This window comes from Pigmentiphaga litoralis, assembly GCF_013408655.1.
Lineage (GTDB): Bacteria > Pseudomonadota > Gammaproteobacteria > Burkholderiales > Burkholderiaceae_B > Pigmentiphaga > Pigmentiphaga litoralis_A.
In genome coordinates, this window is record NZ_JACCBP010000001.1 from 2,934,516 (window position 1) to 2,958,049 (window position 23,534).

Here is a 23,534-nt window from a genome sequence, read left to right on the forward strand (position 1 = left end):
AAAAATATTCTTGCGGAGCTTTGCTTCATGATCCCCGTAATCCTGTCAGGCGGTTCCGGTACGCGCCTCTGGCCTCTGTCTCGCGCGCTGCATCCCAAGCAATTCATCAAGTTGCTGGATGATGTCAGCCTGTTCCAGGGCACGCTTGAGCGCTTGCGCGGCCTGTCGACGGGGGCTCTGGCTCCCATCATCGTGAGCAATGAAGCGCACCGTTTCATCGTGGCCGAACAATGCCGTGCGATCGACGTCAACCCGCAGGCCATCCTGCTGGAGCCGGTCGGCCGCAATACCGCGCCAGCCATTGCCGCTGCCGCGATTGCCGCAACGGCCAAGGGCGATGACCCTATCCTGCTGGTGCTGGCTGCTGACCACGCCATCAAAGACATCCCCGCGTTCGAAGCTTCGATCCGCGCCGGTCAACCTGCTGCCGAAGCCGGCAAGCTCGTGACCTTCGGCATCGTGCCGACGGCGGCCGAGACGGGCTACGGCTACATCCGCGTGGGCGAACCGACGACGACGATGAGGCCGATTGCCGTCGAAGCCTTCGTTGAAAAGCCCAATTCCGAGACAGCCCAGGAATACGTGTCGGGTGGCCGCCACCTGTGGAACAGCGGCATGTTCATGTTCAAGGCCTCGGTGATCCTGGCTGAGCTGGAACAGCACTGCCCGGCCGTGCTGGCTGCAGCGCGCGCTGCGTTCGATGCCGCCAAGACCGACCTGGATTTCATCCGCCTGGACAACGCGCAGTTCTCGGCTTCGCCCGACGACTCGATCGACTATGCCGTGATGGAAAAGACGGACAAGGCCATGGTCGTGCCGATGGACGCCGGCTGGAGCGATGTTGGCGCCTGGGGCTCGGTGTGGGCGACGTTGGATCGCGACGAGTCGAACAACGCACTCAAGGGCGACGTGATTACGGCTAACGTCACGAACAGTTATATTCACGCTGAGCACCGACTGGTGGCTGGCCTGGGACTGGACAACATGGTGATCGTTGAGACGTCGGATGCTGTGATGGTTGCGCCGATGGACCGTGTTCAGGACGTGAAGAAACTGGTTGATCAACTGAAGGCCAAGAAGCGGTCGGAAGTGACGGCGCACCGGGAAGTGTTCCGTCCTTGGGGCTCGTACGATTCGATCGACAACGGTGGGCGCTATCAGGTGAAGCGGATTACCGTGAAGCCGGGTCAGAAGCTGTCGGTGCAGATGCACCACCACCGTGCCGAGCACTGGATTGTGGTGTCGGGTACAGCTACGGTGCTGTTGGGCGACAAGGAAATCCTGCTGACGGAAAACCAGTCGACCTACATTCCGGTTGGTGTGGTGCACGCGCTGGAAAACCCGGGCAAGATCCCGCTTGAACTGATCGAAGTGCAGTCGGGTGCGTATTTGGGTGAGGACGATATTGTCCGGTTCGAGGATCGTTACGGCCGCGCATAAACCTAAAGACCGGTTTTCGAGTTGCGCAGTTAAAAGCCCAGTGTCCTAACGGACCTGGGCTTTTTGTTGAAGCGTCGTCACCTGCTTGTCGGAGTGCATCCCGCAATTAAGCGCGGCGCCAATTGGCAACCACAGCATCAATGACGTATTGCTGTTCAGTCTCCAAAAGTGTCGGATAGAGCGGCAACGACAACGTGGCATTTCCAATGGCCTCGGCATTAGGAAGCGCACCCAAAGAAATCCCCAATTTTTCTTTTAGATAAGTCAGGGTGTGAATAGCGCGATAATTAACCGCCGTACCGATACCGGCCGTCTTGAGATCAACCAACATCGCATCGCGACGCTGTCCATGAGCTGCAACACTATCGACAATCTGTATGGTAAAGAGATGGTGCGAACTCTGTCCGCAACGCTTAACCAATCCGATCTCCAGGACACGGCTGCTCAATTCCGCCTCGTATCGATTCGCAAGCTGCTCACGCTTTTCGCGTTTAGTTTCTGCCTTCGGAAGCTGAGCCATAAGCACCGCCGCATCTAAGTCTGTCATATTGGCCTTATAGCCGAGTTCCACCATATCCCAGTGCTGATGCACCGATAGATGCCTGTCGCTCGCAGATCGCGACATCCCATGGTTGCGCAGGCGCCGGAGCCGATCGGCCAAAGTCGAATTTCTAGTCGAAATTGCTCCGCCATCACCGGAAGTCAGGTTTTTGGTTGCATAAAACGAAAAAACCGCGCAGTCACTAAGATCACCTGGACGTACACCATCGCGCTCCATCTCCACACCATGCGCCGAATCTTCCACAATAAACAACGAGTGCCTGTTCGCGATGTCATATAACGCTCGCATATCGGCAAGTTGACCATAGAGGTGGACAGGCAAAATACCCACTGTCCGAGGGCTAATGGCTGCCTCGACGGCCCGCGGCTCGATCAATCCTGTCGTCCGTTCGACATCCACCAAAACTGGGCGAGCACCCAGATGCAATATGGCGCTAGCAGTCGCGGCGAAGGTCATCGCCGTGGTGATCACTTCATCGCCGGGTCCGACACCGAGTGCCTTGAGCGCCAGCAGCAATCCCATTGAACAACTATTGGTTCCGACGACATGGGGTGCAATAGACGTGCTGCCGGGCACCCCTTCAAGACCACGCACCAAGAACTTGGCGAGTTCCTCCTCGAAGGCTTCCACCTTGGGTCCCAAAGTCAAGAAAACCGTGTCGAGCACCTGCCGCCACGCCACCGCTTCGTCAACTCCCATCTGATGCCGGTAAAACTCGACTTTCATTACGCGATGCTGGCTTCAGGAACCGACACTACGGGCAGCATAAGGCCGAGACCTGATTGAGCAAACAACGCGCGGTAGTGTCGCACCGTGTTCGACCGCTCATCATTAAGATCCACCTTTCCAGAACCGATTGCCTCGATGACCTCATGTATTCCCTGCTTGACCGACGTTGAAGCTGAGAATCCCAACTCAGTCTTTGCCGCGGCGAAATCTACATTATAGTTTCTTGAATCGCGACATTGCTTGCTGTACGCAATAACTGACCCTGGCAAGCAGAGCTGTATATCGATGGCCAAATCTCGAATCTGCCAGTTATTTTCTCCCACACCGATGTTGAACACCCTGTTCGAAACAAGCCTCGAAGGCGCATTCAGCGCAATAATAAACGCCGATGCCGCATCACCCACGTGTACAAAAGGCCGCCACTGAAGGCCATCACCATCGACACATATTTTCCCCTCCGCGTATGCGGATTTCACCATGGCATTCAATGCGAGGTCGAATCTCATGCGGGGTGACACGCCAAAAAGGGTTCCGAGCCTAAGAACGACCGGTTGAAAAATTCCACTGGAGCACCGGCCTTTCGCTAAAAGCAGCTGCTCAATCTTTAGTTTAGACTGTGCATACAAGGTCTGCGGAGAGCACTGCGTCGCCTCCGTCATCTGCAGGCGTTCGCCATATCCGTAAACCGAGCATGAAGACGCATACACATATCGTCGTACGCCTACCGTCAAGGCCAGTTCAATCAGCCGCGAAGCGCCGCCGACATTTATGGCAGTCGTAACAGCCGGATCGAGGTCACACGCTGGATCGTTGGAAATGCCACATAGATCAACGACCGAATCAACGCCTTCAAGTACTGAATCATCGACATCGCGTATATCGGCTCGTACTAACTTCAGTGACCCTCGCTTCGCCGATGCGGTTGCCGCAAGACTATCGCCAAAGAAAAACCGGTCTAGTACTACGACGCTGTATCCCGCTTCAACCAGCAGCGGAACCAAGATACTGCCGACATATCCAGCTCCACCAGCAACCAACACCTTTCCGCCGGGTGACCTGGCAGCAGAGAATTCATTCATGCTTACTTTCTCGATGATTTAGGTGGTGGTATCAGTCCACAGCTGATGCGAACCTAGGCAGGACTTTTCGACGGAAGCGATTATCAACTACTAGAAATACTAGACGAGCAAACGCGACACATACAACGAATTCCACCGCGATCCACAAAGAAAGGGGAACGCGATCACCACTCTTTCGAATGAGATAAGAAAAAACGATGACCAGCGGGTAATGAGTCAAGTAAAGTGGGTAGGCAATGTTCCCTAGCCAGTGGCAGATACGGGTGTAACGATCACCTGCATGCGCAAGACTCCCCCACATCAAAATAATCGGGAAAATTATTGTAATAGCGATGCTTTCATAGATCCAACGAGAAACGGGCAGGGACGTCAGAAGGACTGCCGCAAGGAGAAAGTGCGGAATCACCGCGTAAATTCCACCGACGCCAAGCCGGCAGCTAAAACATCGATAGATCAAAACGCCGCAGAAGAACGGGAAAAACGCCCGCACTAACGCTAAGGGAATAAACACAGGCAAAGGCAATGAAAACCCTGCGACTGTGGCCATGTAATGGTGGGAATGATCTCCGATATGACTCCAGTTCATTCCCCCAGTGACCGCACCGAAAACAAAACACTGATAGGTGGCGGCTGCCGCGCCAGCTATAACCAGAATTACCAGTAGGGACTTTCTCATATTCACAAAGAAAGCTCCAAACAGAAAAACCATCGACAACTCGGCCATTATCGACCAAGTAACACCATTAAACGGATAAATAAAATCCCACGTGTCAGTCAGCGCGAAAGGTGAAGGCACTAAAAAAACCGACAAAGCCAAATTAATCGCAACCACAATCCAGTTGACGCTTTCGGCCAACATTGAAACTTTCAACAAATAAACGCTGAACCCAAGTGCAAGACCCAGTAAAATCGCGGGGTAGTAGTTCGCTGCACGTACAAGAAATAGCTTGCGACCAGAGACTTGACTTGATGCCTGAGCAGCATAATATGAGGTAATACAATACCCACTAAGCATGAAAAAGAAATCTACTGCTAAGCCTGCATGAGGGATAATGTATTCCCGCTCCAAACCAACGAGAAAGTGCAGGACTAGAATTACGATTGATGCAGTTCCACGGAGGCCATCAAGAACTGGAGACGGTTTGACCATTTATCTTCTCATCGATGGCATTAGTAACTTAAAGGACAACATCCTCGGAACCCGGTATTCCGCATAACATTCTCACACAAACGTCCCGCACTGCTCAACTTTTGTTCTTAGCCTAGCGACTGAGCGGAGATGCCGTCTACTCTTGTCCTGCACTGCAAGGATGGAGGTATCCACTGCATGACAAGCGGTCAGCGAAATGCTACTGGCAAACCCACCTTGTACGTTGAAGATAAGTCGGCAGGGAAGCCACGCGCCGGGGAAGCTTTATCTTGTTTTCCGCACGAACTCCCCCTCGACCACCTGCTCCCGGATCGCCCGCCGCGTCTTCTCCGACAACTCGTGCCGCGATCCGTAGCCGGATTCGCTATCCGACCGGCGGATGGGCTGCAGGTATACGACGTCTACCGACACCCCACTCTCCCCCAGCACCCGCCACGCGTTGGCGATCAACGATTCGTCTCCCACATACGCGGCGAAGCTGCTGCGTTGGCCGCGCAATCGGTAGCGCAAGGCCACCGGCTGTATGGCCACGCCGGATTGCAAGGCCGGTTCAAATAACCCCGCATGGAAGGGCAGCACGTCCATTCCGTCTGACGTGGTGCCTTCCGGGAATAATCCGACCAGCTGATGCGTTTCAAATCGGCGGCCCATTTGAATGCCGACATTCGTTACGGCTTTGCGGTTTCCGCGTTCGATGAATATCGTGCCAACCAGGGCGACCAGCCAACCCAATATGGGCCACTGCCGGATTTCGCGTTTGGCCACGAATATCGTGGCGCGGCGGCTGCATAGAACGAATATGTCGATCCAGCTGACGTGGTTGGCAACTAAAAGGCCGCTGCCGAATGCCAGTGGCTCGCCAATGACGTCAACGCGGACGCCGCAGATCCGCAGCAATACCGTGGACCACCATTTGTAGAGGGCGTCGCGGCGCGAGATGGAGGCCCACTGGTAGTAACCGAGCAGGATGACGAAGCCCAGCAGGATCCAGGCGATGACGCCGACGATGCGGATCAGGAAACGCAGCAAGTGCAGCACGATCAGCGCGCCGTTTGATAGGCGATCAGGCCGCCCACGATGGTCGTCATCACCTTGCCGGGCAGTTCCATGCCCAGGAAGGGGGTGTGTTTGCCTTGGCTGAGCAGGGTGTCGGCGCTGACCATCCATTCTTCGTCCAGGGCGACCAGGCACAGGTCGGCTTGCGAGCCCAAACCAAGTTGCCCGCAGGATGCGAGGGCGCGGGTGCCTAACAGTTTGGCGGGTTCGCTGGTGACGCGGGCGATGGCCAGGGACAAGGGCTGGCGGCAGTCGCGGGACCATTTCAGTGCCAGGGACAGCAGCAGTTCCAGGCCGGTGGCGCCGGCTTCGGCTTCGGCAAAGGGCAGCATTTTGTAGTCGTCGTCGACCGGGGTGTGGTCGGAGCAGATGGCGTCGATGGTGCCGTCGGCGAGACCCGTACGGATGGCGTCGCGGTCGCGTTGTCCGCGCAGGGGCGGAATCAGGTGGCAGTTGGAGTCGAAGTAGCCAATGTCGATGTCGGTCAGGTGGACGTGGTGGGCGCTGACGTCGCAGGTGACGGGCAGGCCTTCGGCGCGGGCGGCGCGGACCAGTTTCAGGCCGGCGGCGCTGGACAGGCGGCACAGGTGGACGCGGGCGCCGGTGGCGCGTTGCAGTTCAAAGATGGTCTGCAGGGCCAGGGTTTCGGCTTGTTCGGGGATGCCATTCAGACCCAGTCGCGTGGCCATGGCGCCGCTGGCGGCGACGCCGTCCGCAGCAAGCCAGGGATCTTGGGGGCGCAGCCAGAGGGCGTAGTCGAAGGTGCGCGCGTATTGCATGGCGCGCATCAACACGTTGGTGTCGGTAATGGCGACATCGGCTTGCGAGAAGGCGACGCAGCCGGCCTCTGTCAGCTCGGCCATTTCGGTGAGGACTTGGCCCTTGAGCCCGACGGTGATGGCGCCCAGCGGATAGACGTGTGCCTGGTTGAGCTGGCGCGCACGGTGCTTGAGCATTTCGACCAGGCCAGGTTCGTCCAGGACGGGGTCGGTGTCGGGCGGCAGGACGAGGCTGGTGACGCCGCCGGCCAGCGCGGCGTTCATTTCGGATTCGAGCGTGGCGCGGTATTCGAAGCCGGGTTCGCGCAGACGGGCGGACAGGTCGACGAGGCCAGGCAACACGGCAAGGCCAGTCGCGTCGATGACCCGGTTGGGCACGAAGCCGCCGGGCGCCGCGCCGATGCTGACGACGCGGCCGCCCGCGATATACAGGTCTTGCACGGCGTCGACGCCATTGGCCGGATCGATAAGGCGGCCGCCTTTGATGTGCAGATTCATGAGGTCAGTGATTGCCTGTGACCCCGGAATTCTACAGGGCGCCGCCTGCGGCCAGATGACTATGCCTTGTCGTACGCCAGGTAGTCCTGCTGCACCCAGATGTGGTCGGCAATGTATTTGGCGTCGTGCCACACGCCCCAGATGAAGGACGAGGACCGGTTGGTCAGGTTAGGCAGGCCCAGGAAGTAGATGCCCTTTTCGGCGGAGATGCCGCGTTTTTGCAGGGGGTCGCCTTTGTCGTCGAAGGCGGCCACATCAAGCCAGTTGAAGTCGTATTTGAAGCCGGTGGCCCAGAGGATGGTGGTGATGCCGGCCTTGGCCAGGTCCAGGCTCAGGATCGGATGGGTCAGGCTGTCGGGGTCGGCTGGGATGACCCAGGCGTCGGGCTCGGGGGGCAGGTCCAGGCCGTTGCGAATGATGTATTCATCGGCTTCGCGCAGGACGTCGAAGTAGTCGGCGTCGCCTTGAGCGATGTTCTTGCCGAGGCCTTCGTCGAAGGTCATGACGCCGCCCACATAGGCGCGGGTGATGCCGACCAGGGTGATGCCGCTGTGGGCGAGCTTGCGGAAGTCGATGGTCTTGCCGCCCTCATAGCCGCTGACGGCAAACGCCACGTGTTCTTTCTTGGGCTTGACCTTGACCTCGTCCCACTTGCCAAGCGCGGCCAGCCACCAGCAGTAGTCGCGCTGGCGATAGGAACGCGGGGGACGGTAGTGTTCGCCGACCGACAGGTAGACCTTTTTGCCAGCCTTGTTGAGTTCGTCGGCGATCTGCGAGCCCGATGCGCCGGCGCCTACGACCAGCACGGCGCCGTCGGCCAGCTGGCTTGGGTTCTTGTACGCGGAGGAATGCAGTTGCTGGATGCCCGCGCTTTCCGGAACGATCCTGGGGTAGGACGGCGTCTGGAACGGCCCGGTCGCGGCAATGACATTCATGGCTTCGATGACACCACCGTCCGATGTCGTCACGGTAAAGCCCGGGCGGCCTTCGTTGCGCTTGACGTGCGTGACAGCGACGCCGGTGCGGATCGGGGCCTTGAGGAGCGTTGCATAGTCCTCGAAGTATTTCGCCATGCGTTCTTTGGGCGGGAAGGTGTCCGGGGTGACGTCGTCGAATTTCAGGCTGGGGAAGCGGTCATGCCAGGCCGGGCCGTTGGCCACCAGCGAGTCCCAGCGTTCCGAGCGCCACCGTTCGGCAATGCGGCCGCGTTCGAGCACGATGTGCGGAATGCTTAGGGCGCTCAGGTTTTCGCTCATGGCGACCCCGGCCTGGCCACCACCGACCACCAGCGTATTGATTGTTTCGACTGACATTGTTCATCCCTAGATAGGTCGGCTCGACGGCGAGCGACAGCTTCATGCATGGCGTCGAGTGTGGCCACAGTCGGCCGGGCTGGGAACCCGGTTTTTTGGACTCGGAGCTTAGGAAAAAGCTTAGGCACCTTGTTCTGATTTTCCTAAGGGCCGGGTCAAATTCCACAAAGCATCGATTGCAGGGGGCTGCCGTATCCTTCAAACAGGTCGTCAATCCCCAGGAAGCCATGAACTCAGTCGAACCCGTTGCCTCCGCGTATGACACCGCGCCCTCCTCCATCGCGGTCAGCCTGGAAGGCGTCGTCAAGAAATACCGCGACCAGACCGTGCTGCACGAGCTGTCGCTGAAGATCCGGCGTGGCGAATTCCTGACGCTGCTCGGACCGTCGGGCTGCGGCAAGACGACCCTGCTGAATCTGATCGCCGGTTTTGCCAATGCGGACAATGGCGAGATCTTTATCGATGGGCAGCTGGTGACCAACGAGCCGGCGCATCAACGCCAGATCGGCATCGTCTTCCAGAGCTATGCGCTGTTTCCGCACATGACCGTGGCGCGCAATATCGGCTACGGCTTGCGGGTGCGCGGCATGGCCAACAGCGAGATCGATCAGCGCGTGAAAGAAGTGATGGCGATGGTGCGGCTGGATGGCCTGGCCGATCGCAAGCCGCGCGAGTTGTCGGGCGGCCAGCAGCAACGTGTGGCCCTGGCCCGCGCCTTGGTGATCCGCCCCAAGGTGCTGCTGCTGGACGAGCCGTTTTCGGCGCTGGATAAAAGCCTGCGCGGATCGATGCAGGTGGAAATACGCGAGATCCAGCGGCGCCTGGGCGTGACCACGATTTTTGTAACGCATGACCAGGGGGAAGCCTTGGCCATGTCGGATCGCATTGCGGTGATGTCGGCCGGTGTGATCCGCCAAATCGCGACGCCGGATGAGCTGTATCGCAATCCGCAGGATCCGTTCGTGGCGTCCTTCCTGGGCGACGTCAATATCCTGCCCGGCCATTATCACGGCGAGAACGCATTGGGTGTGCACGTGCGCCTGGGGGCGGGCCTGATCCAGGTGCCGCGCGAACGCCTGGTGGGGGGATCGCACGAAGGTGGCCGGCTGGACATGTATGTGCGGCCGGAACAGATCCGCATGGAAGGCCTGCATGCGGCATCGGTGCTGAGCGGCACGGTGGTCAATCATGTGTTCCAGGGTGACCATGTGAATTCTTATATCGATGTGGATATTCCGGTGGCCGGGCGGCAATTGGTGATGGTGCGCAGCGCCGGGCTGGACGCGATGCGGCTGTGGCCCGTCGGGGCCGTGGCGGGGCTGGCGTTGCCGGAAGATGGCATCAGTCTGTTCACGAGAACACCATGACCACGATGCAACTTTTGTACGCGCCTACGTCGCCCTTTGTGCGCAAGGTGATGGTGTGTGCGCACCTGACGGGGCAGGCCGACCAGATCGAATGGTTGCCCAGCGCGGCGCATCCGATCCGGCGGGACGACCGCATTGCCGCGCATAACCCGCTGGCCAAGGTGCCGACGCTGGTTCTGGAAGACGGGCAGTCTTTGTATGACAGCCGCGTGATCTGCGAATACCTGGCCAGCCGCGCGGGGGACACGCAGTTGTTCCCCGCATCAGGCGCCGCGCGTTGGCAGGCCTTGACGCAGCAGGCGCTGGGTGATGGCCTGCTGGATGCGGCCTTGCTGGCGCGCTATGAACGCACGGCGCGCCCTGCGGACATGCAATGGACCGAGTGGTATGACGCGCAGCTGGTCAAGGTCGAAGCCGGACTGGCCGAAATCGAAGACCAGGCCGCCGCACTGTTTCAGGCGTCGGTAGATCCGTTGTCCGCGCCCGCATCGAATGCGCCGACGTCGAACGCGCCTACTTCGAATGCGCCGACGTCGAACTTGCCCGCATCGAACTCGCTCACTTCGAACTCGCTCACATCCAACACGCCGACCATCGGCGACGTCACCCTGGGGTGCGCGCTGGGCTATCTGGACTTCCGGTTCCCGAAACTGGATTGGGCCGCGCGTTACCCCGGCACCGCACGTTGGCATGCCGTGTTTCGCACCCTGCCCGCGATGCAGGCCACCCTACCGCACGATGCCTGAGGCTGCCCCATGACACCCCCCACCCTGCCCCCCGCCACGGTCTGGTTCCTGAATGGTCCCAACGCCAATCTGTATGGCCTGGATGCCAACAACACCTACGGGTCGGACAGCTTTCCCGTGCTGCAACAACGCTGTGAAGCCAAGGCCGAGAGCCTGCAGATCACGCTGAACTTTCGGCAGTCCAACTACGAAGGCCAGTTGATCGACTGGATACAGGAAGCGCGCGGCGTTGCCCAGGGCATCATCATCAACGCGGCCGGGCTGACGTATTCGTCCATCCCCATCCTGGATGCGTTGTTGTCGTTCCCGGGCAGCATCATCGAAGTCCACATGAGCAACATCTGGAAGCGCGAGCCCTTCCGTCATCACTCCTATATTTCGAAGGCGGCGCATGGCGTGATCGCCGGGCTGGGTGGAGATGGGTACGAACTGGCGATCGAGGCCATGTCGCGTCTGATCCGCCGATGACGTCTCCTTCCGGCACCCTGGTATTTTCCAGCGCGTTCGATGCCTTTGAGGTGTGGCGGGACGCGCTGCACGCGCATCTGCCCGGCATGGCCATCGTCGATGCTGGGGCAACAGGCGCGACAGGCGAGATCACCGATCCCGCTGCTATCCACTACGCTTTGGCCTGGAAGCCGCCCGAAGGCTTCTTCGACAAGATGGTGAATCTGCGGCTGATCATCAATCTGGGCGCGGGCGTGGATTCGCTGGTGGGCCGTCGCGACCTTCCGGCGGGTGTGCCGATTACCCGCATTACCGACCCGCAGATGGCGCGCATGATGGCGGGCTATGTGCTGTTTGCCACGCTGCGCCACGCCCGCGAGATCCCGCATTTTGAGCAGGCTCAACGCCGCGGGCAATGGGCGTACCGGCATCCGCGGTCGCCCGAGACGATTCGTGTCGCGGTGCTTGGCCTGGGCGAGCTGGGTGCACTGGCTGCCAGCGAAGTGCAGCGCCAGGGCTTTACCGTGATGGGGTGGTCGCGCAGCCCGCGGCAGATCGACGGTGTGCAATGTTTTGCGGGCATCGAGACGCTGGATACGGTGCTGGAGCAGGCCGACATTCTGGTGGTGATGTTGCCGCTGACGACGGACACGCGCGGCCTGCTGGACCGTGCGCGGCTGTCACGTCTGCCCAAGGGCGCGGCATTGATCAACGTGGCGCGGGGTGCTCTGGTGGACCAGGCGGCGATGACGGACCTGCTGCGCGACGGGCATATCGGGTCGGCGACGCTAGATGTGTTTGCGCAGGAACCCTTGCCTGCGGGCGACCCATTGTGGGCGATGGAAAATGTGTTGATCACGCCGCATCTGGCGTCGGTGGCGATCCCGTCATCGTCGGCGAAGCAAATCGCGGACAACATTTTGCGAGTGTCGCGGAGGGAAGCGCCGGCGAATCAGGTGGATCCTTCGCGCGGGTATTAAGGCACCGACATCAGCACGCTGAGTTCAGCGCACGGACATCAGCGCACCGACATCAGCGCACCGACATCAGGGCACCAACATCAGGGCACCAACATCAGCGCACCGACACCAGCAAGCAGGTACCAGGACAAGCCCATCAGCATGCTGCACAAAGCGCGGGATCTCCCCCGCGCTTTTTTTCGCCTAGTGGCTGTCTTCGATGTTCAGCACTTTGCCCAGCCCCAGAAAGTAGTTGGCAAACGCAAGCACACAGGCGGTCACCACGATGTAGACCGCCGACAGCGCGGCCAGGGTCGGATCGGCAAATTCGCGGACATAGTTGTACATGGAGACCGGCAGCGTCTGCGTGGCCTGGGTCGTGATGAACAAGGACGCCGTGAATTCGCTGAACGACATGATTGCGGCGAACAACCATCCACCGAACAAGCCGGGCGCAAGCAGGGGCACGGTGATCGTGAACAGCACCTTGAGCGGCGATGCGCCCAGGCTGGCGGCGGCCTGTTCCAGGCGTTCGTCCAGGTTTTCCATGGACACGTAGACGCTGCGCAGCACAAAGGGCAGCACCAGCATGACGTGGCACAGAATCACCACGGCATACCCGCGCTGCAGCTTGAGCTGCGACACCAGGATCAACAGGCCCAGGCCCAAGGTGAAATGCGGGATGACCAGCGGCGAATGCAGGATGGCCTGCAGCGTTTCCTTGCCGACAAATTCCAGCCGTTTGACGGCGATGGCGAGGCCCGTGCCGACGACCAATGCGATCACCGACGACCATGCGGTAACGATCAGGCTGGCATGAAAGCCGTCTTTGAAGTCGCTGTAGGTAAAGACGCGTTCGAACCATTTCAACGACCAGCTTTCGGGCGGGAAGCTGAGCATGGCTTTTTCGTTGAAGGCGGCCAGCACGGCCACGACCACCGGCAGCATGACGAAGGCCAGGATCAGGAAGACGACAACCGGGCCGGCAATACGCAGCGGCAACGAGACGGAATGGTGGGTGCGCATGTCAGTGCCCTCCGGCCAGTTTCATGCGCCGGGTGAACCGGCCCAGGATGACAAGCGCGGCAATGGTCATGGCCAGGCCCGCCACGCTCAGGCTGGCCGCCAGCGGAAAGTTCATCGACGAAAATCCAAGTTGATAGACCAGGGTGGACACCGTCGGCACGCGGCCCCCGCCTATCATCTGCGGGGTGGCAAACGCGCTGAAGGTCCACGCGAACGCGGTCGTCACGCTGGCCAGAATGCCGGGCATGGACAGCGGCAGCGTCACGGTCAGGAAGGTGCGGATGGGGCCGGCGCCCAGGCTTTGGGCTGCCTTTTCGTAATCGCGGTTGATGTGCGAAATGGCGGTGGCCAGCATCAGCACCACCACCGGGATGGTCACGTGCACCAGGGCGACCAGCACGCCCAGGTGGGTGAACATGAGCGACAGCGGCTGATCGATGATGCCCAGCTTGCGCAGCATCGTGTTCAAGAAGCCATTGCTGCCCAGGACGATGATCCACGAGTAGGTGCGAACGATTTCGCCCAGGAAGAGCGGCGTGATCGAGATGATGAGAATGGCGGACTTGAGCACCCGCCGGCGCACCCGCACCAGGGCGTAGGCCAGTGGATAGGCCACCAGCAAGGACAGGACGGTGGTCTCGACGCTAAGCCGCAGCGTGTTGATGAACGCATCCAGATAGATCGATTTGTTCAGCGTGGTGAAGTTGGCCAGCGTCAGGCCACCAACGTCCATCGATCCGGGCACGAAGGCCCGGAAGCTGAACTGGAAGACACTGAGCAGCGCCACGCAGATGCAGACCGCGACCAGAAAGGCCGGGGACAACAAGGAGGCTCTGAGCCCGGAACGCATGGCCATCATTCTTGGGGCTCCTGGTCGTGACCGATCAGTTCATCAGGTTTTCAGTGAACCACTTGCGCCATTCGGCCGTCTTTTCGGCGCGCAACTGGTTGTCGATCACAATCGCTTGCGACTTCCACTGTTCCTTGGTGGTGAAGACACCGGGCAAGGCTGCGTCGGCGGCGGACACCTTGGCGTTGTCGACGACCGGGCTGGCTTTCTTGAAGGCCACGATCTTGGACTGCACGTCGGACGACAGGGCAATGTTCATGAACTTGTAGGCCAGTTCGGTTTTGGTCGACCCTTTCATGATGCCCATGGCGTCGACGCCCAGCACGGCGCCTTCTTTCGGCATGACGACCTTGATGGGCACGCCCTGGCCGATCATGTAATACGCATTCATGGACAGCAGCACCTGCACCGGCGTTTCGCCCGTGGCGATCAGTTGCTGGCTGTTGGCGTCGTTGGTGTAGAACGCCTTCATGTTGGGCTTGAGCGCCTTCAGCTTTTCCTGGCCCTTTTCCCAGGTCTTGGCATCGCCACCCGACAGCATGGCGGACACGGCAATGATGTGGCTGGGGTCAAAGTCGGGTACCGACAGCTTGCCTTTCAGTTCAGGCTTCCACAGGTCGTTCCAGCTGTCGAACTTGATGTTGGCCGGCACGGCGTCGGGGCGATAGCCGATGGTGTAGACGTAGGCCCAGCTGCCGATGTGGAAGGGGCTGATCTTGGCCTGGTCCACCAGGTGCGAGTAATTCGGGATCTTGGACGTATCGAGCTTTTCGAACAGATTGCCGTTGGCGTACAGCCAGCCGATATGCGAGGTGGTGAAGGTGATGTCGCTTTCGGGGGTCGACGCCAGCTTGGCTTTATTGAGCCGGTCGATGGTGCCGCCAGTCACGTATTTGACGGGCACGCCGGTCTGCTTCGTGAATTCCTTTCCGATGTTCTCGTCAATGAGGTCACGGAAACTTCCGCCCCAGGTACTGATGACGAGGGCATCCTGAGCCCAGGCCACATTCGCAAACAAGGTTGCCGACAGCAAACCGGCAGTCATGAGTTTTCGGATCATTGCAGTGCCCTCTGGGTTGAGTGAAGCGGTGTAGGGCAATGATGGGAGACAGGGCACACGGCACCAAGTCACCTTTTCCTTATGCCTGGCTCACAATTCCCGAGGTGCCGCCTGAAAGGCCCCACGGTACAAAGTCGAGACTGACTTTTGGGCGACCCGATCATGAAACACACACGCATTCGGACCTTCAACACCAAGGCCACCTACCCCGAGCAGAACCTGGACAACGACCTGTGCCAGGCCGTGGTGGCGCGGGGGCGCACCGTGTTCCTGCGGGGCCAGATCGGCCAGGACCTGGACACGTCGGAAAGCGTCTGCATCGGTGACGTGGCCGGGCAGGCGGAACAGGCCATGAAGAACATTGCCATGCTGATGAAAGAAGCCGGCGGCGAGCTGGAAGACATCTGCAAGATCACGATCTACATCATCGACCCGCGCTATCGCGAGGCGGTGTATCGCGTGGTGGGGACCTGGTTGAAGGGCGTGTTTCCGGTGTCGACCGGGATCGTGGTGTCGGCGTTGGCCCGGCCCGAATGGCTGGTGGAGATCGACGCCACCGCCGTGATCCCGGACTGACCATGACGTTCTCCATCATTGCGCGCTGCCCCGCGACCGGGCAGTTCGGTGCGGCGGTGTCGTCATCGTCCCCCGCGGTGGCGGCCCGCTGCATCCGCGCCCGTAGCGGCGTCGGCGCGGCGGTCAGCCAGAACATTACCGACCCGGGCCTGGGACCGCGGTTGCTGGACTTGATGGCCGCGGGGCACGGGCCGCAGCAGGCGCTGGACGCCCTGCAGGACCGGCCCTTTATTGCCTACCGGCAGCTGATGGCGATCGATGCCACAAACCCGCCCGCGATCTTTACGGGCGCCAGCGCCTTGGGCACCCTGGCGAGTGCACTGGGCGAGCATGCCGCGTGCGCCGGCAACATGCTGGCGTCGCTGGACGTGCCGGCCCGCATGCTGGAGGCATTCGATGCGGCCGACGGCGCGCTGGCCGAACGCCTGATGCTGGCGCTCCTGGCCGGGCAGGCGGCGGGTGGCGAGGCAGGCCCGGTGCATTCGGCCGGTTTGCTGGTGGTGGGCGACCTGGACTGGCCCATGGTGGACCTGCGGCTGGACTGGGTGGATGCCGATCCCGTGCAGGCGCTGTACGAGACGTGGAAGATCTACGAGCCGCAGGTGCAGGATTACATCACCCGCGCCCGCGACCCGCGTGCGGCGCCCAGCTTCGGCGTGCCCGGAGATCTGTAGGCGACCGGCCTAGTCATCCGCGGCAGGCGACCGCGGCGGGTCGATCTGGCATGCTATGGCTCCTGCGTCAGCCGCCCTTCCGTACCCTGCCATGCTCAATCGCCTTTCCTTGCGCCAGATGGAATATTTCGTGGCCACTGCCAAGCTGGGCAGCATTGCCTCGGCATCGGCCCAGGTCCACATTTCATCACCGTCCATCTCGGCCGCGATCGCGCATATCGAAGCCGAACTGGGCGTGCAGCTTTTTGTGCGACATCCGTCCAAAGGCCTGGCGCTGACGACCGTGGGCACGCTGGTGATGCAGCAGTGCGAAGACCTGCTGGAACGCGCGTCTCGCCTGTATGACATTGCGTCGGACTCCAGCAATGCGATCCAGGGTGTGCTGCGGGTCGGCAGCTTTCAGCCGTTGACGCCGATGCTGGCGCCCGAAGTCATTTTCGGTTTTGCCCGCGCCTTCTCGAAAGTCGAAGTGCGGCTGGTGGAAGGCGATCAGCAGGAGCTGATGAACAAGCTGCACGCGCACGAGATCGATGTCGCGATCACCTACGACCTGCAGCTGACCGACGAGATCACCTTCGAAACGCTGGCCCATCTGCCGCCCCACGTGCTGGTCAGCGAACTGCATCCCCTGGCGCTGCAGCCCGCGGTCACGTTCGAGGAATTGTCCCCGGAACCCATGGTGCTGCTGGACTTGCCCATAAGCCGCGAGTACTTCCTGTCCTTGTTCGCAAAGGCCGGCGTGCCGGCCAATGTTGTGGCGCGGTCGCGGTCCGAAGAAGTGGTGCGGTCGATGGTGGCGAATGGCATCGGCTACACGCTGTTCAACGTGCGGCCGAAATCCAATCAGTCGCTGGACGGCAAACGCCTGGTGCGGCGCCGCCTGGCCGGCGAGAACCGGCCAATGCTGCTGGGCCTGGCCACCTATAGCGCCATGAAACGATCCCGCCTGGTGGAAGTGTTCATGCAGCGTTGCCGGTCCTACATTTCGGACCAATACATTCCCGGCATGAGTGCGGCGAGTTTCTTCGATCCGCACATGGTGGCGCCGCCGCCCGACAGCGTGGCCTAGGCGCCGCCGCGGGCCACCACCCCGTCTGCGCGCTTCAATGCGTCGTTTGTGACGCTGCCGACGCCGAGGCCACCACGATGGGCTGCAGTCCGGCCAGATCGTCGAAGCTGGGCATGCCGGTGTCACGCAGCATGGACAGGCTGCGGATGGGCGGGACGCCCGCCACCACGCGCGCCGGATTGCCCGCTGCGATCGTGTTGGCCGGGATGTCGTGCGTGACGACCGACCCCGCGCCAATCACGGCGTTGTCGCCGATGTGGACACCCTTGAGGATCACGGACCGTGCCCCGATGAAGACGTTGTCGCCGATCACGACGGGCTTGGCGCCGATCCGATCGGGGTCGCGTTCATAGCGGCGATTGGGCGCCGTGACCGGATGAAAGTCGTTGTCGGCAATGATTACGTCGGACCCGATCAGGCAGTGCCGCCCCACCGTGACCGACTTGGCCGCGCAGATGACTGTGCCAGTCAGGCCGGCGTCATCGCCGATCGAAATATGGGCGTGCGGGCGCACCGTTCGCAAGATGACGGGGTTGATGACACCCAGATCGGCCACCATCGATGTCGAAACGAGCACGGTGCGCTGGCCGATTTCCAGGGTGGAGTCTGCCATCAGGGTGATGATGGGAAGTCCCAGGAAGGTCACGCCCTTTTTCAGGGAGACGCCCGGCTGGCAGGAGGCGACGGTTTTTCCTGCACGGCAGTACAGGAAGTAGAGGCGCCGCAAGACTTTCTTGATGATTTTCATGGCGAGGGCATCCGCTGGGAACTGTGTTCCGCGTCGCAGTGCAGGAAACCTGACCACTGAACGCCTCGCCATTAAACGGCCGCGGTTGCGGAACACCTAGACGCGTATGCCGTACGCCCATGGCGTAGCGGCTCTAGATCGAATGCCGGTGGTCATCCGCAAGGCGGGTTACCGGAGCAGTCTAGGCGCCTGCCACGATACTCATGACCGCCATCCGCACGGCAATCCCGAACGTGACCTGATTCAGGATCACCGCCTGTTTGCCGTCGGCGACGGATGAGTCGATTTCCACGCCGCGATTCATGGGCCCCGGGTGCATCACGATGGCGTCGGGGGCGGCCAGCGCCAGCTTGTCTTGCGTCAGGCCGTAATGCTTAAAGTATTCCTGTGCCGAGGGCAGCAGCGCGCCGCGCATGCGTTCGTTCTGCAGGCGCAGCATGATGATGACGTCGACGCCTTTCAGGCCTTCGGCCATGTCGGTAAAGACTTTGACGCCCAGGCTTTCCATGCCGGCAGGCAGCAGGGTGAGCGGCGCGATCACGCGGACTTCGGGCACGCCCAGGGTGGTCAAGGCATGGATGTCGGACCGCGCCACCCGCGAATGCAGCACGTCGCCGACGATCGCAACCGTCAGCTTGGTGAAGTCCTGCTTGTAGTGACGGATGGTGTACATGTCGAGCAGCCCCTGGGTGGGGTGCGCATGACGGCCGTCACCGGCATTGATCACGTGGATGTGCGGCGCGACATGCTGGGCGATCAGGTGCGGCGCGCCGCTGGACGCATGGCGGACCACGAACAGGTCCGCCTGCATGGCCGACAGATTGTTGATGGTGTCCAGCAACGATTCACCCTTGCTGGCCGACGACGCATTGATATTCAGGTTGTAGACGTCGGCTGACAGGCGTTTCGCGGCGATCTCGAACGTGGTGCGGGTGCGCGTCGAGTTTTCGAAGAACAGGTTGAAGACGCTCTTGCCGTGCAGCAGGGGCACCTTCTTGACGTCGTGGTCGGCCAGCGGCGCATACGACGCGGCGGTATCGAGCACGTGGTTGATGACGGCGCGCGGCAGCCCTTCGATGGACAGCAGGTGCGTCAGTTCGCCGTTACGGTTGAGCTGGGGGTTACGCATGCGGCGTGTCCGGCGGGCTTTCGGGCGTGATGTCCGTCGGCGGCTCGTCGAAGTAGCTTTGCAGGATGATGGCGGCGGCAACGGCATCGACGCGCTTTCCGCGGCGCGATCCGCCCATTTCCGACTGCGCGGCCAGGCTGGTGCCGCGCTCGTCCACCAGCACCACCGGCAGACCGAAGCGGCCCTTGAGCTGGTTGGCGAACTTGCGGCAGTGCGCCGTCATGGGTTGCTCTTCACCATCCACATTGAGCGACAGGCCCACCACCAGGCGGCCCGGCTGCCATTCCTTGATCAGTGCGTCGATGCGGGCAAAGCGCGCATCGCGTGACGTATTGCCCAGGACTTCCAGCGGCCGGGCATGGGCGGTCAGGGTGTTGCCGACCGCAATGCCGATGAACTGGGTGCCGTAGTCGAAGGCCAGCAGCGTCTCGTCAGGCATGGCCGGCTTCGCCCGCCAGCATGATGGGGTCGATGCCAAGAAGCTTGAGGGCCGCGTTGAAGCGCTGTTCGGGCGGCGTATTGAAGATGATGTCCGGGCTGGCCATGACGGTGAGCCAGGCGTTGTCGGACAATTCTTCTTCCAGCTGCCCGGCGCCCCAGCCCGAATAGCCCAGGGTGACCAGGAGGCGCGGCGGACCATCGCCTTCGGCGACGGCCTGCAGCACGTCGCGGGACGTGGTCAGGGCCAGTTCGCCCACTTCGACCGTGGACATGTACTTGCCGGTGGGCGCGTGCAGCACGAACCCCCGGTCGGTCTGCACCGGGCCGCCGTAAAAGACCGGTTCGGTGTGGCCGTCGGTGTCGACGTCGTCGATGTCGAGTTCGATGCGTTCCAGAAGGCCGGCCAGGGTCAGATCCGTGGGCCGGTTGATCACCAGCCCCAGCGCCCCTTCAGGCGTGTGTTCGCAGACGTAGATGACCACGCCTGCAAAATTGGGATCCGCCATGTTGGGCATGGCGATCAGAAACTGGTTGGAGAGGTCGATGGCGGGGCTGTCGGTCATGCTGGGATTGTAATGCGGCTGCGCGGAATACTCAGATCTCTACCATTTCGAAGTCTTCCTTCCGGGCGCCGCATTCCGGACAGACCCAGTTCGGCGGCACGTCTTCCCAACGGGTGCCGGGGGCGATGCCTTCTTCAGGCAGACCGGCTTCTTCGTCGTAGATCCAGCCGCAAATCAAACACATCCAGGTACGCATTATCGAGTTTCGCTCTGTAGGCCGACCCGGAAATCAGGGATTCGGCGGGCTTCCATTAGAATCACGCATCTTACCCAAACCCGTTGGCCCCCGTCGCGCGCCGTCGCCGGCGTTCGCCACCTTTTACAGATTTCACGTTTGCCAGCCTCTGCCTTGACCCCTCCCCTTGTCCTTACGTTCGCGCCGTCAGACCCCAGTGGTGGCGGCGGGATCCAGGCCGACCTGCTTACCTGTGCCAGCATGGGGTGCCAGGCCCTGACGGTCCTGACCGGGTTGACGGTGCAGGATTCGGCGGGCATCGAAGACAGCCAGGAAGTCGATCCGGAATGGATCGACGATCAGGCGCGCAGCCTGCTGGAAGACATGCCGGTGCGCGCCTTCAAGATCGGCGGCATGTTCAGCCCCGAAGCCGTCAGCACGATTGCCGAGATCCTGGCCGACTATTCGGCCATCCCTGTGGTGCTGCACCTGGGGTCCGATCCCCTGGAAACGCAGGATGCCGAGGCCGAAGATTCGGCCGAAGAAATCCTGTCGGCCGCGCTGGAACTGCTGGTGCCGCAGGCGACCCTGGTGGTGGTGGACGCGATGCGCCTGCGCCAGTGGGTGGCCGATGGCCTGCTGGAACTGGAATCGAGCTCGGAATCGGGCGTGCAGGCCCTGCTGCGCCTGGGCGCCGGCTGGGTGCTGACCACCGGGCTGCATCTGGGCGGCGAAAATGTGGTCAACACCCTGACCGGGGCGGGCGAATCGCCGTCGGACGTGATCGAGGTGGAATACCGCTGGATCCGCCTGCCGGGCAATTTCCGCGGCGCGGGCAATACGCTGTCCGCCGCGCTGGCCGCGATGATGGCCGGGGGCGTGGAAGCGCCCGACGCCGCCGCCGAAGCGCAGGAATACACGTGGCAGGCCCTGTCCGCCGGCTTTCAGCCGGGCATGGGGCGCATTCTGCCCGATCGCTTTTTCTGGGCCCGCCAGCCGGATCGTGACGGCGGGCACCCTTCTACCATCGGCGACGATACCGTCAGCGGCGCGGCCATCGATCCCGCGCGCGGCGGTCTGTCGTCCTGACCTTGCCGGGAGCACGGACGATGTCGTCAGCCTTTCCCCCTGCCAGTCCGGTACGCGGCCTGTATGGCATCACGCCTGAATGGGATGACATCGACCGGCTGGTCGACGGCATCACATCCGCTTTCCGGGGCGGCATGCAGGTGCTGCAGTTCCGCCGCAAGCTCGCTTCCGGGGACCGCAAGCTGGGCGAGGCACGGCGGCTGAAGGATCTGTGCGACCGGCTCGGAATCGTCTACATCATCAACGATGACTGGCGCCTGGCGCTGGACGTGGGCGCGACCGGCGTGCATCTGGGCCGGGATGACGGCGATCTGGCGCCCGTGCGTGCGCAGGTCGGCCAGGGCATGCTCATCGGTGCGTCCTGCTATAACGAGCTGGCGCTGGCCGAGTCCGCGGTGCGCGAAGGCGCCGATCACGTGGCGTTCGGGGCAGTGTTCACGTCGCCGACCAAACCCCTGGCCGTGCGCGCGCCCCTGTCGTGCCTGACCGCGGCACGCGACTTGCGCCTGCCGCCCAACGGCGCCGACGCGCGCCGCCCCGCCGTCGTCGCCATCGGTGGCATCACCCCCGACAACGCGCCGTCCGTCGTCGCTGCCGGGGCCGACGCGCTGGCCGTGATCAGCGCCCTTTTCGAGACCGACGACATCGAAGCCACTGCCCGCGCGTTCAGCCGGGCCTTCGCGTCGCCTGCTTCAACCCCTATCTGAATAAGGCCCAGCCATGACCCGCAACGCAGAGCTTTACGAGCGCGCATGCCGCACCATTCCCGGAGGCGTGAATTCGCCCGTGCGTGCCTATCGGTCGGTGGGCGGCACGCCGCCGTTCATTGAACGCGCGGCCGGCCCGTATGTGTGGGATGCCGACAAGCAGCGGTATATCGATTACGTGGGCTCGTGGGGGCCGGCGATTCTGGGTCACGCCCACCCGGCCGTGATCAAGGCGGTGCAGGACGCGGCCGTGAATGGCCTGTCGTTTGGCGCGCCGACCGAAGGCGAAGTGCAGCTGGCCGAGATGCTGTGCGAACGCATGCCATCGATCGAGCAGGTGCGCATGGTCAGTTCGGGCACGGAAGCGACCATGAGCGCGATCCGGCTGGCGCGGGGCTTTACCGGCCGCGACAAGATCATCAAGTTCGAAGGCTGCTATCACGGCCATGCCGACAGCCTGCTGGTCAAGGCCGGGTCGGGCCTGTTGACCTTCGGCAACCCGACGTCGGCGGGCGTGCCCGCTGAATTTGCCGCGCACACGCTGGTGCTGGACTACAACGACCTGGACGCGGTGGAAGCGGCCTTCAAGGAATACGGCGGCCAGATCGCGTGCATCATCGTCGAGCCGGTCGCGGGCAACATGAACATGGTCCAGCCCAAGCCGGGATTTTTGCAGGGCTTGCGCGAGCAGTGCACGCGCCATGGCGCGCTGCTGATTTTTGATGAAGTCATGACCGGCTTTCGCGTTGGCCCGCAGGGCGTGCAGGGCCGCGTGGGCATCACGCCCGACTTGACGACGCTGGCCAAGGTGATCGGCGGCGGCATGCCGATGGGCGCATTTGGCGGCCGCCGCGACGTGATGGCCAAGATCGCGCCGCTCGGTCCGGTCTACCAGGCTGGCACCTTGTCGGGCAATCCGATTGCGGTGGCGGCCGGCATCACGACCCTGCGCCTGATCGGCGAGCCAGACTTTTACGCGCGCCTGGAAACGCAGACCGCGCGGCTGGTGAAGGGGCTGTGTTCGCTCGCGTCGGAAGCGGGCATTCCGTTCAGCGCGGATTCGGTCGGCGGCATGTTCGGCATCTATTTCCGCGACACCATCCCGACGTCGCTGGCCGAAGTGTCGGCATCGAATGTTGACGCTTTCAACCAGTTTTTCCATGCAGCGCTATCGCGCGGCGTGATGTTCGCGCCGTCGGCGTTCGAAGCCGGCTTTGTGTCGGCCATGCATGACGATGCCGTCATCAAGAACACGCTGGACGTGGCGCAAGCTGCGTTTGCGGAGATCACCGCGCGCTGACC

25 protein-coding genes are annotated in these 23,534 nt (G+C 61.7%); 11 read left to right on the plus strand and 14 right to left on the minus strand.

All coding sequences use genetic code 11. From position 1 onward, the window contains the following. Positions 1–27: 27 nt before the first annotated feature. Positions 28–1,440 (plus strand): mannose-1-phosphate guanylyltransferase/mannose-6-phosphate isomerase, encoded by a 1,413-nt coding sequence (locus tag HD883_RS13195; protein WP_179584730.1) that lies wholly within the window; start codon positions 28–30, stop codon positions 1,438–1,440. Between the two features lie 106 nt (positions 1,441–1,546). On the opposite strand, the gene HD883_RS13200 is transcribed toward HD883_RS13195, so the two are convergent. From HD883_RS13200 to HD883_RS13225, 6 genes are all read right to left on the minus strand, one after another. After that, positions 1,547–2,728, minus strand: a complete 1,182-nt coding sequence (locus tag HD883_RS13200) for a DegT/DnrJ/EryC1/StrS family aminotransferase (protein WP_179584729.1) — start codon at positions 2,726–2,728, stop codon at positions 1,547–1,549. Continuing rightward, positions 2,728–3,810 carry an NAD-dependent epimerase/dehydratase family protein gene (locus tag HD883_RS13205; RefSeq protein WP_179584727.1) on the minus strand — a complete coding sequence of 361 codons (1,083 nt, stop codon included), beginning with the start codon at positions 3,808–3,810 and terminating at the stop codon, positions 2,728–2,730. The genes HD883_RS13200 and HD883_RS13205 overlap by 1 nt, the downstream gene beginning before the upstream one ends. Before the next feature lie 31 nt (positions 3,811–3,841). Then, entirely contained in the window at positions 3,842–4,960 is a 1,119-nt protein-coding gene (locus HD883_RS13210; RefSeq protein ID WP_179584725.1) for an acyltransferase family protein, read from the minus strand. Between the two features lie 264 nt (positions 4,961–5,224). Next, complete coding sequence (locus tag HD883_RS13215; RefSeq protein WP_179588581.1) at positions 5,225–5,995, minus strand: lysophospholipid acyltransferase family protein; 771 nt, start codon at positions 5,993–5,995, stop codon at positions 5,225–5,227. A gap of 5 nt (positions 5,996–6,000) precedes the next feature. Then, positions 6,001–7,293: a dihydroorotase gene (locus HD883_RS13220; protein ID WP_179584722.1), complete on the minus strand. Its 1,293-nt coding sequence runs from the start codon at positions 7,291–7,293 to the stop codon at positions 6,001–6,003. A 59-nt stretch (positions 7,294–7,352) separates the two neighbouring features. Then, positions 7,353–8,606 (minus strand): flavin-containing monooxygenase, encoded by a 1,254-nt coding sequence (locus HD883_RS13225; protein ID WP_179584720.1) that lies wholly within the window; start codon positions 8,604–8,606, stop codon positions 7,353–7,355. A gap of 227 nt (positions 8,607–8,833) precedes the next feature. On the opposite strand from HD883_RS13225, the gene HD883_RS13230 reads away from it, so the two are divergent. The 4 genes from HD883_RS13230 to HD883_RS13245 are packed head-to-tail and all read left to right on the plus strand — an operon-like array spanning position 8,834 to position 12,146. Continuing rightward, the gene (locus HD883_RS13230; RefSeq protein ID WP_179584718.1) at positions 8,834–9,973 is read left to right on the plus strand and encodes an ABC transporter ATP-binding protein; all 1,140 of its coding nucleotides are present in this window, start codon (positions 8,834–8,836) and stop codon (positions 9,971–9,973) included. Positions 9,974–9,978: 5 nt separating this feature from the next. Continuing rightward, positions 9,979–10,719, plus strand: a complete 741-nt coding sequence (locus HD883_RS13235) for a glutathione S-transferase family protein (protein ID WP_179588580.1) — start codon at positions 9,979–9,981, stop codon at positions 10,717–10,719. Positions 10,720–10,728: 9 nt separating this feature from the next. Further along, positions 10,729–11,187, plus strand: a complete 459-nt coding sequence (locus tag HD883_RS13240; RefSeq protein ID WP_179584716.1) for a type II 3-dehydroquinate dehydratase — start codon at positions 10,729–10,731, stop codon at positions 11,185–11,187. Then, on the plus strand, positions 11,184–12,146 hold the full coding sequence (locus HD883_RS13245) for a 2-hydroxyacid dehydrogenase (protein ID WP_179584714.1): 963 nt from the start codon (positions 11,184–11,186) through the stop codon (positions 12,144–12,146). The genes HD883_RS13240 and HD883_RS13245 overlap by 4 nt, the downstream gene beginning before the upstream one ends. A gap of 183 nt (positions 12,147–12,329) precedes the next feature. Here the strand turns inward: HD883_RS13245 and HD883_RS13250 are convergent, their stop codons facing one another. Genes HD883_RS13250 through HD883_RS13260 form a run of 3 tightly spaced genes read right to left on the minus strand, consistent with a single transcriptional unit; the run spans position 12,330 to position 15,061 of the window. Then, positions 12,330–13,151 (minus strand): ABC transporter permease, encoded by an 822-nt coding sequence (locus HD883_RS13250; RefSeq protein WP_179584712.1) that lies wholly within the window; start codon positions 13,149–13,151, stop codon positions 12,330–12,332. A gap of 1 nt (position 13,152) precedes the next feature. Then, entirely contained in the window at positions 13,153–14,007 is an 855-nt protein-coding gene (locus tag HD883_RS13255) for an ABC transporter permease (protein ID WP_179584710.1), read from the minus strand. Positions 14,008–14,035: 28 nt separating this feature from the next. After that, positions 14,036–15,061 (minus strand): ABC transporter substrate-binding protein, encoded by a 1,026-nt coding sequence (locus HD883_RS13260; protein WP_179584707.1) that lies wholly within the window; start codon positions 15,059–15,061, stop codon positions 14,036–14,038. Between the two features lie 162 nt (positions 15,062–15,223). On the opposite strand from HD883_RS13260, the gene HD883_RS13265 reads away from it, so the two are divergent. The 3 genes from HD883_RS13265 to HD883_RS13275 all read left to right on the plus strand — a co-directional run bounded on the left by HD883_RS13265 (position 15,224) and on the right by HD883_RS13275 (position 17,380). After that, positions 15,224–15,637, plus strand: a complete 414-nt coding sequence (locus HD883_RS13265; protein ID WP_179584704.1) for a RidA family protein — start codon at positions 15,224–15,226, stop codon at positions 15,635–15,637. Positions 15,638–15,639: 2 nt separating this feature from the next. Next, the gene (locus HD883_RS13270; protein ID WP_179584702.1) at positions 15,640–16,311 is read left to right on the plus strand and encodes a DUF1028 domain-containing protein; all 672 of its coding nucleotides are present in this window, start codon (positions 15,640–15,642) and stop codon (positions 16,309–16,311) included. A 91-nt stretch (positions 16,312–16,402) separates the two neighbouring features. Further along, complete coding sequence (locus HD883_RS13275; protein ID WP_179584700.1) at positions 16,403–17,380, plus strand: LysR substrate-binding domain-containing protein; 978 nt, start codon at positions 16,403–16,405, stop codon at positions 17,378–17,380. Positions 17,381–17,414: 34 nt separating this feature from the next. Here the strand turns inward: HD883_RS13275 and HD883_RS13280 are convergent, their stop codons facing one another. The 5 genes from HD883_RS13280 to HD883_RS13300 form a co-directional block, all read right to left on the minus strand. After that, complete coding sequence (locus HD883_RS13280; protein ID WP_179584698.1) at positions 17,415–18,128, minus strand: acyltransferase; 714 nt, start codon at positions 18,126–18,128, stop codon at positions 17,415–17,417. A 181-nt stretch (positions 18,129–18,309) separates the two neighbouring features. Then, the gene (locus HD883_RS13285; protein WP_179584696.1) at positions 18,310–19,257 is read right to left on the minus strand and encodes an aspartate carbamoyltransferase catalytic subunit; all 948 of its coding nucleotides are present in this window, start codon (positions 19,255–19,257) and stop codon (positions 18,310–18,312) included. After that, a complete protein-coding gene (gene ruvX / locus HD883_RS13290; protein ID WP_179584694.1) occupies positions 19,250–19,696 on the minus strand; it encodes a Holliday junction resolvase RuvX in 447 nt (148 codons plus the stop codon). The genes HD883_RS13285 and ruvX overlap by 8 nt, the downstream gene beginning before the upstream one ends. After that, on the minus strand, positions 19,689–20,261 hold the full coding sequence (locus tag HD883_RS13295; protein WP_179584692.1) for a YqgE/AlgH family protein: 573 nt from the start codon (positions 20,259–20,261) through the stop codon (positions 19,689–19,691). The genes ruvX and HD883_RS13295 overlap by 8 nt, the downstream gene beginning before the upstream one ends. A gap of 31 nt (positions 20,262–20,292) precedes the next feature. After that, positions 20,293–20,457, minus strand: a complete 165-nt coding sequence (locus HD883_RS13300) for a rubredoxin (RefSeq protein WP_179584690.1) — start codon at positions 20,455–20,457, stop codon at positions 20,293–20,295. 153 nt (positions 20,458–20,610) lie between these two features. Here HD883_RS13300 and thiD point away from each other — a divergent pair, with 153 nt between their 5' ends. From thiD to hemL, 3 genes are read left to right on the plus strand one after another with little or no spacing between them, the layout of a single operon-like run. Further along, positions 20,611–21,525 (plus strand): bifunctional hydroxymethylpyrimidine kinase/phosphomethylpyrimidine kinase, encoded by a 915-nt coding sequence (thiD, locus tag HD883_RS13305; protein WP_218863149.1) that lies wholly within the window; start codon positions 20,611–20,613, stop codon positions 21,523–21,525. A 20-nt stretch (positions 21,526–21,545) separates the two neighbouring features. Continuing rightward, the gene (thiE, locus tag HD883_RS13310) at positions 21,546–22,232 is read left to right on the plus strand and encodes a thiamine phosphate synthase (protein ID WP_179584687.1); all 687 of its coding nucleotides are present in this window, start codon (positions 21,546–21,548) and stop codon (positions 22,230–22,232) included. 13 nt (positions 22,233–22,245) lie between these two features. After that, a complete protein-coding gene (hemL, locus tag HD883_RS13315; protein WP_179584685.1) occupies positions 22,246–23,532 on the plus strand; it encodes a glutamate-1-semialdehyde 2,1-aminomutase in 1,287 nt (428 codons plus the stop codon). Positions 23,533–23,534 lie beyond the last annotated feature (2 nt).